The organism is Brevundimonas sp. (genome assembly GCF_051858995.1).
Classification (GTDB): Bacteria; Pseudomonadota; Alphaproteobacteria; order Caulobacterales; family Caulobacteraceae; genus Brevundimonas.
In genome coordinates this window covers 61,705-77,954 of sequence record NZ_JBHYGN010000013.1, presented here as the reverse complement: position 1 = coordinate 77,954, position 16,250 = coordinate 61,705, and the positions used below count along the sequence as shown (strand labels likewise).

Here is a 16,250-nt window from a genome sequence, read left to right as displayed (position 1 = left end):
TCCGGTCGTGACGAAGCATCGCCCCCGCCTGCCCTGTCCGTGGTTAGGAGCCGGATATGACAGCGGGTACGCCGAACCATGACGGTTCACCGTTGCTTCTGTGAAGTTGTCGCATCGGCTTCGTGAAAGACCGTCCCAACCCGTCGCAACCTTCACAATCCCAGCAGCGACAGAAGCCTTGCAGGGACTGGATGAGCCGCCTATCGCAGCCCTCGAGAGGTCGGGCGGAGGGCTTGTGGACATTGTCACTGTCACAGTGATCTTCGCCATCGCGGGGTCGGCGGTCGGCCTTGCTTTGGCCTGGATAAGCGTGCGCCTGCCCCGCTCCGAGCCGGAGCCCGGCGCGCGTCGAACCGTAAGATTCGCCGGTTTCGCGGTCGGTGGCGCAATCATCGGCGGCTGGGCCGCCCTGTCACGGGACACGGTGTCGGCCAGCCTGCTGACGGCGGTGCTGGGCTGGTTCCTGCTGCTGATCGCCGTCGTTGACGCCGAGCATTTCTGGCTTCCGGATGAACTGACCCTGCCTCTAGGCGCCGCCGGTCTGGGCGCGGCCATCCTGCCGAACGGGACCGGCCTGTTGAACGCCGCCATCGGCGCGGCGGCCGGGTTCGCCGCCCTTTGGCTGCTGGCCTTCGCTTATCGGCGGCTGAGAGGCCGTGACGGACTGGGCGGCGGCGATCCCTTCCTGCTGGCGGCGGGCGGCGCCTGGGTCGGCTGGACCGGCCTGCCCTCGGTTCTGTTGTGGGCGGCGGCGGGCGGCCTCAGCCTCGTGCTCGCGCGCGCGCTTCTGAAGAAGCCCATGACCGGCGGCGACAAACTGGCCTTCGGGGTCTTCCTTGCAGGCGGCATCTGGATGACCTGGCTGTTCGGTCCCCTCGGCCTCTGAACCGGGGTTATGCTGGCCGCATGAATCAGAACAGCGGATTGCACGGCTGGCGCTTCTGGATTGATCGCGGCGGCACCTTCACCGACGTGGTCGCCCGCGCGCCCGACGGCGCCCTGACCACGCGCAAGCTGTTGTCGGTCAACCCCGAGCAGTACGCCGACGCGGCCGTCGAGGGCGTGCGCCGGGTGCTGGGGGCCGCGCCGGGTCCCCTGCCCTCCGGTCTGGTCGATGCCGTCCGCATGGGCACCACCGTCGCCACCAACGCCCTGCTGGAGCGTAAGGGCGAGCCGACGGTGCTGGCCATCACCCGCGGTTTCGGCGACGGCCTGCGCATCGGCTGGCAGAGCCGCCCGGACCTGTTCGCCCGCCACATCCGGCTGAACGAGCAGCTCTATAGTCGTGTGGTCGAGATCGACGAACGGGTCCGCGCCGACGGGGCTGTGGACAGGCCTGTGGATATCGAGGGGACAAGGCGGGGATTACGGGCCGCGCGCGAGGCGGGTTTCCGCGCCGTCGCCATCGCCCTGGTGCACGGCTGGCGGTTCACCGATCACGAGCGTCAGGTGGCCGAGATCGCCCGCGAGCTGGGCTTTGAGCAGCTCTCGGTCAGCCATGAGGTCGGCGCCCTGATCAAGCTGGTCGGACGCGGCGACACCACCGTGGCCGACGCCTACCTCTCGCCGATCCTGCGCGCCTATGTGGACAAGGTCGGCGGCGAGCTCGGCGAGGCCACGCCCCTGCTGTTCATGCAGTCGAACGGCGGACTGACGGCGGCGGGCGCCTTCCGGGGCAAGGACGCCATCCTGTCGGGCCCGGCGGGCGGCGTGGTCGGCATGGCTGAGACAGCCAGGGCGGCGGGCTTCGACCGCGTCATCGGCTTCGACATGGGCGGCACCTCGACCGACGTCTCCCACTTCGCCGGAGAGTACGAACGCACGTCCGACGCCGTGGTCGCCGGAGTGCGACTGCGCGCGCCCATGCTGTCGATCCATACGGTGGCGGCGGGCGGCGGCTCGATCTGCCGGTTCGACGGCGCGCGCCTGAGGGTCGGGCCGGAATCCGCCGGGGCCGTGCCGGGTCCCCGCGCCTATCGCCGGGGCGGCCCGCTGACGGTGACGGACTGCAACGTCCTGCTGGGCAAGCTGAAGCCGGAGTTCTTCCCGGCGGTGTTCGGACCGGGCGCGGACCAGCCGCTAGACGCCGATACCGTGCACGCGGGCTTCGCCGAACTGGCCGCGGAGGTTCAGGCGGCGACCGGGCGCGCCACGACGCCGGAAGCGCTGGCCGAGGGCTTTGTCACCATCGCGGTCCAGAACATGGCCGAGGCGATCAAGTCGATCTCGATCCAGCGCGGCTATGACGTGACCCGCTATGTCCTGAACTGCTTCGGCGGCGCGGGCGGGCAGCACGCCTGCCTGGTCGCCGATGCGCTGGGCATGACCACAGTGATGCTGCACCCGTTCGCGGGCGTGCTGTCGGCCTATGGGATGGGACTGGCCGAGGTGCGGGCCATCCGGCAGGCGACGGCGGCGATCCCGCTGGAAGCCGGAGCCGACGGCGACATGGCCGCGCGGATCGCGGCGCTGAGCGAACAGGCGCGCGCCGAGCTGACGGCGCAGGGCTTCGGCGGCGACCGCATCGCCGTCACGGTCCGGGCCGAAATCAAGTTCGCGGGCTCGGACACGCCCCTGACCGTGCCCTTCGGTCCCGCCGATGAAATGATCGCCGCCTTCGAGGCCTTGCACCGCCGCCGCTTCGGCTTCTTCGCCGAGGGCAAGGCGCTGGTGGTCGAGACGCTGGAGGCCGAGGCCGTGGGCCTGTCCGGCCAGACGGGGGATGCGGACGGCGACCTGTCGGCCCGCACGCCGGAGGTCGTCACCCGCGCCCCGGTCTGGATGGCCGGTGCGAGCCATGACACCCCAGCCTATCGCCGTGAGGCCTTCGGGCCGGGCGCGGCGATCGAGGGTCCGGCCATCATTCTGGAAGACACCGGCACCACCGTGGTCGAGCCCGGCTGGCGCGCCGAGGCCGACGCTGGACTCAATCTGATCCTGAAGCGGATCGTCCCCCTGCCCGCCCGCACGGCCATCGGAACCCACGCCGACCCGATCCTGCTGGAGGTGTTCAACAGCCGCTTCATGGCCGCCGCCGAACAGATGGGCGAGGCGCTGCGGGCCACCGCCTATTCGGTGAACATCAAGGAGCGGCTGGATTTCTCCTGCGCCGTCTTCGATGCGACGGGCGCCCTGATCGCCAACGCGCCGCACATTCCGGTGCATCTGGGCTCGATGGGCGAGAGCATCCGGACCGTTATCACCTCGCGCGGGGACGCCCGTGACGGACGCGGCATGAGGCGGGGAGACGTCTATATGCTGAACGCGCCCTACAACGGCGGGACGCATCTGCCGGACATCACCGTCATCACCCCGGTCTTCCTGGAGGCGGACGACAGCCCCGCCTTCTTCGTCGCCGCGCGCGGCCACCACGCCGACGTGGGCGGGATCACGCCGGGCTCCATGCCGCCGACCTCGAAGACCGTCGAGGACGAGGGCGTGCTGATCGACGACTTCCTGCTGGTCGACAGGGGAGCGCTGCGGGACGCCGAGACCCGCGCCCTGTTCGCCTCGGGTCCGCATCCGTCGCGCAACGTCGATCAGAACATGGCCGACCTGAAGGCCCAGATCGCGTCCTGCGCGCGCGGGGCCGAGGAACTGGTCCGCATGGTCGGCGAGTTCGGCCGTGAAGTCGTCGCGGCCTATATGGGCCACATTCAGGACAATGCCGAGGAAGCCGTCCGCCGCGCCATCGCCGCTCTGAAGCCCGGCGCCTTCGAGCTGGAGATGGATGACGGCACCATCATCCGTGTACGGATTGACGTAGACACGGAGGCCCGCAGCGCCGTCGTGGACTTCACTGGAACCAGCGATCAGCGGCCCAACAACTTCAACGCCCCACTGTCGATCACGCGGGCCGCGACCCTGTATGTCTTCCGGACGCTGGTGGACGACGCCATTCCGCTGAACGAAGGCTGTCTGAAGCCGGTCAGCCTGATCGTGCCGGAGGGCTCAATGCTGAACCCCCGCTATCCCGCCGCCGTGGTGGCCGGGAATGTCGAGACCAGCCAGGCCGTGGTGGACGCCCTGTACGGCGCGCTGGGGGTGCTGGCGGCCAGCCAGGGGACGATGAACAACTTCACCTTCGGCGACGCGACCCGACAGTACTATGAGACCATCGCCGGCGGCTCGGGCGCCGGACCGGACTTCGACGGCAGGGCGGCGGTGCAGACGCACATGACCAACAGCCGCCTGACCGACCCGGAGGTGCTGGAGACCCGCTTCCCCGTCCTGCTGGAGGAATTTTCGATCCGCCACGGTTCCGGCGGCGCGGGCGCGCACCGTGGCGGCGACGGGGCCGTGCGGCGGGTGCGGTTCCTGGAGCCCCTGACCGCCGCCATCCTGTCCAACCACCGCCGCACCCCGCCCTTCGGCGCGGCAGGCGGCGAACCGGGCGCCGTGGGGGTGAACCGGATCGAGCGGGCGGACGGGACAGTCGAACCGCTGGGCTCGACGGCGGAGGTGCAGATGGCGCCGGGGGATGTCTTCGTGATTGAGACGCCGGGGGGCGGCGGGTTCGGCTCACCCTGATTGCTATCGTCATCCCGGGGGCGCGGAGCGAACCCTGGGACCCAGCGCCGATGAAGCGATAGCGAAGGCGATGACGCAGCCGCGCTCTCGAAAGCTTCGGGCTCTCGCGCGCCGCTGGGTCCCGACTTTCGTCGGGATGACGATAGCAACGGGGTTGGGGTTTCACTCCCTTGCGAACCGCGCAACTGTCCGCACCGGGACGGAGGGCAGGATTCCATGCTGGTGCTTCTGGGGATCGCGGTGGTGGTCGCGGGCTTTGTCGCCCGGATCAATCCGCTGCTGGTGATACTGGTCGCCGCCGTCGTCACTGGCGTGCTGGCGGCGGTCGGGTCCGATCTGGATCTGCGGGGCCTGTTCGAGGCGGGTGTGGCGACGCTGGCGCGGTTTGGGGACGCCTTCAACGACAATCGCTATTTCCACATCACCTGGCTGATCCTGCCGGTGATCGGGGTGCTGGAGCGGGCGGGTCTGCAGGAGCGGGCGCGGCAGTTGATCGCCAATGTTCGCGCCGCCACCGCCGGGCGGCTGCTGCTGGTCTATCTGTTCGTGCGCCAGGCGACGTCGGCGCTGGGCCTGACCTCGCTGGGCGGCCATCCGCAGATGGTGCGCCCGCTGGTGGCCCCCATGGCCGAGGGCGCGGCGGAGGCCGAGCACGGCCCCCTGCCCGACAAGGTCCGCTTCCGCATTCGCGGCATGAGCGCCGCCACCGACAACATCGGCCTGTTCTTCGGCGAGGATATCTTCATCGCCATCGGCTCCATCGTGCTGATGGTCGGCTTCCTCGAGCAGGCCGGTCTGAAGGTCGAGGCGCTGCACATCTCCCTGTGGGCCATCCCCACCGCCATCGCGGCCTTCATCGTCCACGGCCTGCGTCTGTGGCTGCTCGACCGGGCGCTGAAGCGTGACCTGGCCGCGCCCTCCTCGGAGATGGAGGCGGCCCGATGATCACCCTGCAGCACGCCTATGTCGTCACCGGCCTGATGTTCCTGGCCTTCGCTGTCTTCACGGCCATGGACCGGACGCATCCGACCCGCATCCGCAACACCCTGTTCTGGGGGCTGATCGCGACCTCCCTGCTGTTCGGCGACCTGCTGGGCGGTCTGGGCAACGGCCTGCTGGTGGTGGCGCTGGTCATCGTCGGCGCGGTGGGGAAGATGGGCGTCGGCCAGCCCTCGACCACGACGCTGAAACAGCGGCGCGAGGGCGCGGCCCGGCGGGGCAACGCCCTGTTCATCCCGGCCCTGATCATCCCTCTGGTCGCGGTGGGCGGAACCCTGCTGGCCAAATACACCGACGCGGGCGCCTGGCTGATTTCAGACAGGCAGACGACGCTGATCGCGCTGGGTCTCGGTTGCCTCCTCGCCCTGTTCGCGGCCATGGCCTGGTTTCGGCCGCCCGCCCTCGCCCCCGTGCAGGAGGGACGTCGCCTGATGGACTCCATCGGCTGGGCCAGCCTGCTGCCCCAGATGCTGGCCTCGCTGGGCGCGGTCTTCCTCGCGGCGGACGTCGGCGGGGTGGTCGGCCAGCTGGTCAGCCAGACCGTGCCCCTGACCACGCCCCTGCTGGCGGTGACGGCCTACTGCCTCGGCATGGCCCTGTTCACCGTGGTGATGGGCAACGCCTTCGCCGCCTTCCCGGTGATGACCGCCGCCATCGGCCTGCCCATCGTGGTGCACCAGTTCGGCGGCGACCCGGCCATCGTCTGCGCCATCGGCATGCTGGCCGGCTTCTGCGGAACGCTGATGACGCCCATGGCGGCCAACTTCAACGTCGTGCCCGCCAACCTGCTGGAGCTGCCCGATCGCAACGCCGCCCTGAACGGAGTGATCCGGGCCCAGCTGCCGACCGCCCTGATCCTGCTGGTGGTCAATATCGGCCTGATGTACGCCCTCGCCTTCCGCTTCTGAGTGCCGCTGATGACGCATGCCCCGCCTTCGGCCCTCGACGCGGCCACAGCCTCCCGTTTCGCCTCGGCGGCGCTGGGCCACGTCACCCGCGAATATCCGAACAAGCTGGATCACGTCATGACCGGTCGGCGCGACGTGAAGGGCCCCCGCGACCTGCATCCGATCTTCTTCGGCAGCTTTGACTGGCACTCCTGCGTCCACGGCTGGTGGACCCTGTTCACCCTGCTGCGGCTCTATCCGGACAACCCCGAGGCCCCGCGTATCTGGGCGCTGGCCAATGAGCTGTTCACGCCGGAGAACGTCGCCGCCGAGGTCGCTTATCTGGAGCAGCCGTCCAGCCGGGGCTTCGAGCGCCCCTACGGCTGGGGCTGGCTGCTGATGCTGGCGGCGGAGATGGATCGGCATGACAGCGAGGACGGCCGCCGGCGCGCCGCCACCCTGCGCCCGCTGGCCCGCGCCTTCGCCGACCGCTTCCACGTCTATCTGCCGCTGGCCGCCTATCCGGTGCGGGTCGGGACCCACTACAACACCGCCTTCGCCCTGCGGCTGACGCTGGATTGGGCCGAGGCCAATGATCCGGTGCTGGCTGCGCTGTGCCGCGAGAAGGCGGTGGCCTGGCATGGCGCAGACCGCGACTGTCAGGCCTGGGAGCCGTCGCAGGACGAGTTCCTGTCACCCGCCCTGATAGAGGCCGCCCTGATGCGGCGGGTGCTGCACCCGCTCGACTTCCAGGACTGGTTCAAGGCGTTCCTGCCCCGCGTCGGCTCACAGAAGCCCGCCACCCTGTTTACCCCCGCCAGCGTCAGCGACCGGTCGGACGGCAAGATCGCCCATCTGGACGGCCTGAACCTCAGCCGCGCCTGGTGCTGGCGCGAGATCGCCTCGGCCCTGCCCGAGGGCGATATCCGCGCGGTCATCGCGCGCAAGGCGGCGGACGTCCATCTGGACGCCGCCCTGCCCCATGTGACCGGCGACTATATGGGCGAGCACTGGCTGGCCAGTTTCGCCCTGCTGGCCCTGCTGACCGACTAGAGCCAGTCGTGGAGCGGCAGTCGCCCGACGTGCGGCTCCTCGACCCGCGGCAGATGCAGGTCGTGCGGTCCGGCGAACGAGGTGTCGATCTCCAGAACCACCGGCCCGAAATCGAAGACCCGCCCCGTGACATCGACAGTCGCGAAGTCATCCGCCAGCCCCGGCAGCACCAGAGGCGCATCCCCGACCGTGGGCAGGGCCAGGAAGGCGTCGTCCGCGAACGGCAGGACCTGCGGCCCGGGCTCGGCGGTCGCCAGCGCCGACAGGGCCAGGGGCTGTGTCTCGAAGGCCGGACCGGCCTTGGCCGACATGACCGGCGCCGGGGTCAGGCCCAGATCGGCGAGCGTCAGGGTCGTGCCGTCCTTGAACCGGACCTTCTCGATGCCGATCAACTGATCGACCCCGTCGTCGCCGTCCACGCCCGCGGCGTTGTCAGTGATCTGATAGCCGTTGGCCGTGGCGATAATGGTGTAGGAGGAGCGCAGCCCGGCGAACAGGGCGATGTCCTCGCCCAGCCCGCCGATCAGGGTGTCATTGCCGCCTCCCCCGCGCAGCAGATCGTCGCCGCCGCCGCCGCCGGTGATGACATTGGCCAGGGCGTTGCCCGTCCCGCTGAAGGCGCTGGATCCCGTGTGGGTCAGGTTCTCCAGGTTGGCGCCGAGGGTCCATGCGCTGAGCGCGGTCTGGACGGTGTCGATACCCTCATTGGCCAGTTCGACCACCGAGTCCCCGGCCACGGAGACGATGTAGAGGTCGTTGCCGGTTCCGCCCTGTAGGGTGTTGGCCTGGCCCTCGCCGCCGATCAGGGTGTCGTCTCCGCCCATGCCCAGCAGGGTGTCGCGCCCGGCTCCGCCGATCAGGGTGTTGCCCAGACCGTCGCCGATCAGCAGGTCGTCGAAGTCCGTGCCGATCACCCGCTCGATGCCGGTCAGCATGTCAACGCCGCCCTGGCCGTCGTTCTGGGTGATGCCGCCATTCAGCTTGACCGTCACCGCCGATCCGACCGCGCTATAGTCGACGGTGTCGAAGCCCGCGCCGCCGTTGAACGCATCATTGCCCAGACCGGCGATGAAGGTATCGTCGCCGATCCCGCCGGTGATGACGTTGTTGGCGGCGTTGCCGATGCCGGTGAAGGCAACGGTTCCCGTGTAGACGAGGTTCTCCAGCCCATCGGCGAGGGTGTAGCTGGCCAGGGTGGTCTCGACCGTGTCGGTTCCCTGCCCGGCCAGTTCGATGATCTGGTCGCCGAGACTGTCGATCACATAGCGGTCGTCGCCGAGGCCGCCGGTCAGGATATCGTCGCCCGCGCCGCCGTTGAGGACGTCATTGCCCGCCTCGCCATACAGGGTGTCCGCCCCCTGACCACCGATCAGGATGTCGGCGCCGCCGCCGCCCCAGAGGATGTCGTCGCCCGCGCCGCCGTCCAGCTGGTCGCTGGAGGCCCCGCCGGTGATGGTGTTCGCCGTGCTGTTGCCGAAGCCGTAGAAGACGCCGGCGCCGGTGAAGAGCAGGATCTCCAGATTGGCCGCGAGCGTGAAGCTGTTCAGGGTCGTCTCGACCGTGTCCGTCCCCTCGCCCGCCGCCTCGATGATGGTGTCGGCGGCGGTAACGATATAGCGGTCGTCGCCCAGCCCGCCCTGCAGCTGGTTGGCCGCGCCGGATCCACCGATCAGGATGTCGTTGCCGCCCAGCCCCAGCAGGACATCGGCACCGGCGCCGCCGATCAGGATGTTGTCCGCACTGTTGCCGAACAGGACGTCGTTGAAGGCCGAGCCGGTGACATTCTCCATGCCCGAGAAGGTGTCGGTCGCGCCGTCGCCATCATTGGTGGTGCGGTTCAGGTCCATGCGAACCACGACGCCCGCCGCGGCGAGGCTGTAGTCCAGCAGGTCCACGCCCGCGCCGCCGGTCAGGATATCAACGCCTGCGCCACCGCGCAGGACGTCGTCGCCGTCGCCGCCGATCAGCGTGTCCGCCCCGGCGCCGCCGGACAGCAGATCCGCCGCCGCGCCGCCGGTGATGACGTTGTCCGACCCGTTGCCCGTGCCGGTGAAGGCGCCGGTCCCGGTGAAGATCAGGTTCTCGACATTGGCCGCGAGGGTGAACTGGTTGAGGTTGGTCTCGACCGTGTCGATCCCCTCGCCCGCCAGCTCAACGATGGAATCCCCCGCCGCCGTCACGATGTAGCGGTCATTGCCCTGGCCGCCCTGCAGCTGGTTGGCCACGCCGTCGCCACCGATGAGGATGTCGTCGCCGCCCAGCCCCAGCAGGGTGTCGCGCCCGAGGCCGCCACGCAGGACGTTGGCCCCGGCGTTGCCGAAGATCAGGTCGTTGAAGGCCGAGCCGTCGACGTCCTCGATCGAGGACAGGGTGTCGCTGCCGCCGTCGCCGTCATTGGTGGTGCGGTTCAGGTCCAGCCGGACCGTGACCCCCGCGGCTGCGGCGGTGTAGTCCACCCGGTCAACGCCGTCGCCGCCATTCAGGATGTCCAGCCCCGCGCCGCCAACCAGCACGTCGGCGCCGTCACCGCCGTTCAGCGTGTCAGCGCCCGCGCCGCCCAGCAGCAGGTCATTGCCCGCCGCCCCGCTCAGCACATCGTCGCTGGCCCCGCCGGTGATCCGGTTGTCCTGTCCGTTGCCCGTGCCCGCGAAGGCGCCGGTCCCGATGAACTCCAGATCCTCGACCCAGTCACTCAGGGTCACCGCGCCGTAGGTCGAGCGGATGGTGTCGTGCCCTTGGCCCTCGAACTCCTCGACAACATCGCCGGCGTTATCAACGTAGTAGATGTCGTTGCCCCACGAGGCGCGCATGAAGTCGGCGCCGAGTCCGCCGTCGAAAATGTCGTCCTCGTTTCCAAAGCCCAAAATGGTGTTGTTGAGGGCGTTGCCGGTCAGGTGGAAGGCGCGGAAGGTGGCGACGTAGAGGTTCTCGACGTTGTCAGCCAGAGTATAGGCGTAGCCGATATCACCCTCGATATAGATGGTGTCGTTGCCCTCACCGGCCAGCTCGACAATGACGTCAGAGGCGTCTGTGAGGCTGTAGACGTCATCGCCCAGCCCGCCGATCATCGTGTCCGCGCCGCCGTAACCCGCCAGCAAGTCGCTGCCGTCGCCGCCGGTCAGAATGTTGTCCAGCGCGTTGCCGATGCCAGTGAACCGACCGCTGGCGTAGTCCCCAGCATAGCTCAGGTTCTCGACATTCGCGCCGAGGATGTACTGGTTCAGGCTGGTGATGACGCTGTCATTGCCTTCGCCGCCCAGCTCAATGACCTGATCGGTTTCATCCTCGACGATGTAGACGTCATCGCCCGTGCCGCCCCGAATGATGTCGGCGCCCAGGCCGCCGTACAGCACGTCGTTCCCGGCATGCCCGGTGAGGTCGTCATCACCGTCGCCGCCGGACAGGATATTGTCCCCGTCATTGCCGACGCCGGTGAAGTTTTCGGTCCCCATGTAGAAAACCGCCTCGACATGGGCGCCCAGGGTGAAGCTCGTCAGGCTGGTCTGGACGCCGTCGAAGCCGCCGTCCTCTTCCTCGATCACCTGATCATCGGCGTCATCGACCTCATAGAGGTCGTCGCCGTCGCCGCCGGTCATGATGTCGGCGCCCAGGCCGCCGATCAGCAGGTCCTGTCCCGCGCCGCCGTTCAGGATGTCGTTGGCCGCCCCGCCGACCAGCAGGTCATCGCCGTCCAGCCCCTCCAGATTGTCCTCGCCGTCCCCGCCGAAGATCTCGTTGTCCGAGGCGTTGCCCGTGCCGTTGAAGTTGCCGGTCCCCGTGAAATACAGGTCCTCCAGCCCCGCGCCGAGCGTGTAGTTCAGCAGGGTGGTGTCCACCGCGTCATAGCCGCCGGCGTCGATGATGATGTCGCCCGCGTCGTCGACGAAATAGAGGTCGTCGCCCCAGCCGCCGTCCATCACGTCCGCGCCCAGCCCCCCGTCCAGCCAGTCGTCGCCGTCCAGCCCGATCACGGTGTCGTCGCCATCACCGCCGTAGAGGTCGTTGTCGCCGTCATTGCCCGTGCCGTGGAACGGCCCCACGCCGGTGAAGATCAGCACCTCCAGGTCGTCGGACAGTACGTAGACGCTCAGCGTCGTCTCAACCGTGTCCCAACCGTCAACGTCGGTGATCACGTCGTCCGCGTCATCGACCACATAGGTGTCGTCGCCCCAGCCCCCGTCCATCAGGTCGGCGCCCGCGCCGCCGTCCAGCCGGTCGTCGCCATAGCCGCCGCCGAGACTGTTTGCCGACGCATTACCCGTGCCGGTGAAGTCGCCGGCGCCGATGAAGACCAGTCCCTCGATATCGGTTCCGATCAGGCTGTAGCTGTTCAGCGTGGTCCAGATGGCGTCCGTGCCTTCATCCGGATGCTCCTGGATCACGTCGTTGACGTCGTCGATGACATAGACGTCGTCGCCCAACCCGCCGATCAGCAGGTCCGCGCCCGCGCGACCGTCGAGGATGTCGTTGCCGGCGCCGCCGACGATCAGATTGTCCGAGGCGTTCCCCGTGCCCTCGAAATCGCCCGTGCCGTTGTAGAACAGCGTCTCGATGTTGGCGAACAGGGTGAAGGCGCCGATGTCGGTCAGGACGGTGTCCTGCCCCTCGTCCTCTTCCTCGTAGAGGATGCTGTCCCAGTCGCTGACGACATAGGTGTCGTCGCCCGTCCCGCCGATCAGGAAGTTGACGCCGTAGCCGCCGTACAGGGTGTCGTTGCCGCCATACCCACGCAGGGTGTCGTCATCGTCCCCGCCGCGGATGACATTGGCGAGATCATTGCCGTAGCCCGCGAAGTCTCCCGTCCCCATGAAGGTCAGGTTCTCGACGTGCTCGGACAGGACGTAGAGGGAGGCGGTCGCATAGACCAGATCCGTGCCCTCACCGTCTTGCTCGACGATCACGTCATTGGCGCTGTCGACCCAGTAGTTGTCGTCCCCCAGCCCGCCGATCAGGGTGTCGTCGCCGCCGTGGCCGTCGAGGGTGTCGTTGTGGTCGCTGCCCTCCAGCTCGTTGGCATTGGCGTCGCCGTCGAAATAGACCGGGCCCGAGCCCGCCGCTGCGCGCACATTCTCGACGCCGCTGCTCCAGATCGAGAAGTCCAGCGAGGTGATGACCGTATCGATCCCGCCGGTGTCGATCACCTGATCGTTGGCGTCATCCAGATAGTATGTGTCGTCGCCCAGCCCGCCGCGCAGGATGTCGGCCCCGGCGCCGCCATCCAGCATGTCCGCGGAGTCGCCGGCGATGATCTCGTTGTCCAGCCCGTTACCGGTCAGCACCGCGCCGCCGACACCGACCCAGACCAGGTTCTCGACATGGGCGCCCAGCACCCAGCCGCTGACCGAGGTGCGGACCGTGTCTGTCCCCTCGCCGTCCAGTTCGATGGTCTGGTCAACCAGATCATCGACGATGTATGTGTCATCGCCCAGACCGCCGATCAGCGTGTCCGCGCCCGCCGCGCCGTCCAGAATATCGTCGCGGTCGCCGCCTGTGATGATATTCGACAGGGCGTTTCCCGTCCCCCAAAAATCGCCATTGCCCGTGTAGGTAAGATTCTCGACGTTCACCCTGAGCGTCAGGGCGCTCACCGTGGTCAGGACCAGATCGGTCCCCTCGCCCGCTGCTTCGATGTAGCTGTCGCCCACATTGGACACGACGAAGGTGTCGTCGCCCGTGCCGCCGATCAGGGTGTTGGCCGCGCCCGCGCCGCCGATCAGGATGTCATTCCCGGCGCCGCCGCTCAGGGTGTCCGCCCCCAGCCCGCCGCGGATCACATTGTCCAGGGCGTTGCCGATGCCGACGAAATTGCCCGAGCCGGTGTAGGTCAGGTTCTCGACATTGTTGCGCTGGTTGAACGAGGCGAGGTCGGTCTCGACCGTGTCGATGCCCTCGTCCGCGTTCTCGAAGATGGTGTCGCCGCTGTCGGAGACCACATAGGTGTCGTCGCCGGTTCCACCGAACATCTCGTCCAGCGCCCCCGCGCCGCCTATCAGCCGGTCGTTGCCGCCGAGGCCCAGCAGGACGTCATGCCCGGCGCCGCCATAGATCACGTCGTCAAACGCGGTCCCCAGCAGGGTGCCGTCGCCGCTGATGATCGTGCCGGATTGGCCGTAGATGGTGATGTGAAGGGTCGCGGTGTCCGACACCCCATTCTGGTCGGTGACGGTGTAGGTGAAAGTCTCGATCCGAGTCTGGCCCTGAATGAGGGCGGCGGTCGAGGGATCGGCGACGTAGGTGTAGCTGCCGTCCGCGTTGATGGTGATCGAGCCGTAGGTCCCCGCCACCGGCTGGCCGATATTGGAGCCCTGCTCGGCGACGGCGGTGAGGGTCAACGAGACACCGGCCGCCGACACCGTGTCATTGCCCAGCAGGCCCTGAGCCGCGTTGACGGTGAGCGTCCCCGCCTCATCCACCGAGACGACGTCACTGATCGCATTGGTGATCGGCGCGAACAGGATTTCGATGGTCTGTTCGGCGCTGGTCGTCTGACCATCCGAGACCACATAGCGGAACGAGGCCGGGCCGTCGTAGTCCGGGTTCGGCGTGAAGGTCCAGGCGCCGGTCTGCGGGTCGATGACGACGATGCCGTTCTCGGCCGAACCGGGCACCAGCAGATAGGTCAGGCTGTCGCCGTCGCTGTCGGTCGCCGGGGCCAGGGTTCCACTGACCGGCGTCCCCGCATCGCCCGCACCGTCGCTGTCGGATCCGGCCACGGGCGCGTCATTGACCGGCGACGGCTGGCCGATGGTCCATGCGGCGATCATCGCGTCCAGCACGGTGATCTGGGCCGGCGTCAGCCCCGCCTGATCCGCCGCCTGTTGCTGGTTGAAGATCAGCAGGTTGTCGAACTGGTTGACGGTCGGCGGGAACGGGGGTCCGCCATCGTACTTCAGCGCCACGCCCAGCCAGAAATAGGCGTCCTCGGCCGAGAAGGCGACGCCCTCGCCCATCAGATAGCGGCGGCCGAGCGTGTACATCGCATCGGCGTTGCCCATCCGCGAGGCTTCGAGGAAGCCTTCGACCGCCCGGGCGTGATCGACCGGCGCGCCGAAACCGAGATCATCCAGGATCGCCAACCGGTAGATGGCGCTGGCGTTCGACGGATGCAGCTCCAGCACCAGCCGCGCCATGGCCGGGTCCCGCGCAACGCCGTCGCCTGTCAGATACATGTCGGCCAGTTGCAGCGCCGCATCCGGCACCGTCGCCGCCGCGAGGCTGAGATATTGGGCCGCCAGTTGCGTATCGCGAGCCACGTACAGGCCCGAGTGCAGCCAGCTGCCGTAGTGATAGGCCGCGTTGCTGTCCCCGGCGTCCGCCAGCAGCACCGTGAAGCGATGGAAGCCCTGCAGGTCGCCCGCCAGCAGGTAGTTCTCCACCACCTGATCGAAGGTCGGCAGGGCCGGGTCATCGCCCGCCGCATGGACGTTCAGGGTGATGGTCGCGGGCGCGCTGTTCAGCTGGCCGTCGCTGACGACGTACTGGAAGCTGGCGGGACCGGTGTAGCCGGTGTTGGGGGTGAAGACGTAGCGCCCGCTGTCGGGATCGAGGATCACCGTGCCGTTCTGCTCAGACCCGGGGACCAGCATATAGGTCAGGTGATCGCCGTCGATGTCCGAGGCGCCGAAGACGGTGTAGGCGAACGGCTGATCGTGGGCGATCTCCATGGTCACATCGACGGTGGAGGCCACGGGGGCGTCATTGATCGGGCCGACGAAGACCACGACCGTCTTGACCGCCGAGGTGTTGGTCCCGTCGGTTACCGTGTAGCGGAAGGTCGCCGCCCCGACGAAGTCCGTGGGACCGTAGAAATTGGCGTTGGGCGTGAACACGAAGGCGCCCGTCACCGGATCGATGACCACCGTGCCGTTGGTCGCGGACCCGGCCACGACATGGAAGCTCGCCAGCCCCGGATCGATCCCGGCGTCCCCGGCCAGAACGCCCGAGGCGTCCTGATCCTCAAGCCCATAGAAGCTCTGGTATTCCAACGCGCCCACGCCCGTGGGAACCGCCGGGGTCTGGGTGCGCACGGTGATGTTCGCGATGTCGAGGAAGCCGCTCGGCGCCTGATCGGACTCATCGGACACCATGACCAGATGCAGGGTCGCATCGACCTGGCCCAGGGTCCCGGTCAAATCGAACGGTTGGTAGCGATCGGCCCAGTCGCCCTGGGTCGAGACCGCGTTCCCGGCATAGGTCCAGTCGGCCGGATCGCTGCTCAGTTGGACCGTCAGCGTCTGCCATTCGTCGGTCAGCTGGGAGGCCAGATCATTCCCTGTATTGGCCCAGTTGGTGACCTGCAGACCGACATAATAGTTCCGCAGCACCCCTTCCTCGGGGATGTAGCGGCAGACCCAGACCATCAGCTTGCCGCCATTGGCCTGGAAGTCCGTGCCCTTGATGGTGATCTCGAACTCTGAATCCACCAGATTCAGAATGCCCGCCGAACCGACCGTCGGGATCGACAGGTGGGCCAGCAGAAACAGCGAGCCGATTCCATCAATGTGGTTCGGATCGACCTTCCCGGGGGCGTGAAAACGGGTGAAGGCGGTGACGTCACCACCGGGATCCTGAACAACCGAAGGTGCGAACCACGACGTCCAAGCACCGGGTCCAGTAGAAAAATCCCAGGAGTACTCGTGCGTGGGCGTCGGCATAAACTAATGACCGCAAGTTGTATGCGGTCTCTCCCTCACGGACGCCCTGCGTCGTCCCCCGTTAACGAATAAGCACAAAATCGCGCAGTTTACGACCTCAGATTTCGCCGCTACTCGGATCATTAAG

General features: G+C 68.0%; 6 protein-coding genes. 5 read left to right on the top strand and 1 reads right to left on the bottom strand.

All coding sequences use genetic code 11. The features are described 5' to 3' along the window. Positions 1-235: 235 nt before the first annotated feature. The 5 genes from ACTIEF_RS15270 to ACTIEF_RS15250 all read left to right on the top strand — a co-directional run bounded on the left by ACTIEF_RS15270 (position 236) and on the right by ACTIEF_RS15250 (position 7,469). Positions 236-886, top strand: a complete 651-nt coding sequence (locus ACTIEF_RS15270) for a prepilin peptidase (RefSeq protein ID WP_439472997.1) — start codon at positions 236-238, stop codon at positions 884-886. Positions 887-906: 20 nt separating this feature from the next. Further along, on the top strand, positions 907-4,530 hold the full coding sequence (locus ACTIEF_RS15265; protein ID WP_439472996.1) for a hydantoinase B/oxoprolinase family protein: 3,624 nt from the start codon (positions 907-909) through the stop codon (positions 4,528-4,530). A 216-nt stretch (positions 4,531-4,746) separates the two neighbouring features. Further along, on the top strand, positions 4,747-5,475 hold the full coding sequence (locus tag ACTIEF_RS15260; RefSeq protein WP_439472995.1) for a DUF969 domain-containing protein: 729 nt from the start codon (positions 4,747-4,749) through the stop codon (positions 5,473-5,475). Continuing rightward, positions 5,472-6,437 (top strand): DUF979 domain-containing protein, encoded by a 966-nt coding sequence (locus tag ACTIEF_RS15255; RefSeq protein ID WP_439472994.1) that lies wholly within the window; start codon positions 5,472-5,474, stop codon positions 6,435-6,437. The genes ACTIEF_RS15260 and ACTIEF_RS15255 overlap by 4 nt, the downstream gene beginning before the upstream one ends. Positions 6,438-6,446: 9 nt before the next feature. Continuing rightward, positions 6,447-7,469, top strand: a complete 1,023-nt coding sequence (locus ACTIEF_RS15250) for a DUF2891 domain-containing protein (RefSeq protein WP_439472993.1) — start codon at positions 6,447-6,449, stop codon at positions 7,467-7,469. On the opposite strand, the gene ACTIEF_RS15245 is transcribed toward ACTIEF_RS15250, so the two are convergent. After that, complete coding sequence (locus ACTIEF_RS15245; RefSeq protein ID WP_439472992.1) at positions 7,466-16,123, bottom strand: tandem-95 repeat protein; 8,658 nt, start codon at positions 16,121-16,123, stop codon at positions 7,466-7,468. The two genes, ACTIEF_RS15250 and ACTIEF_RS15245, sit on opposite strands and share 4 nt — an antisense overlap. Positions 16,124-16,250 lie beyond the last annotated feature (127 nt).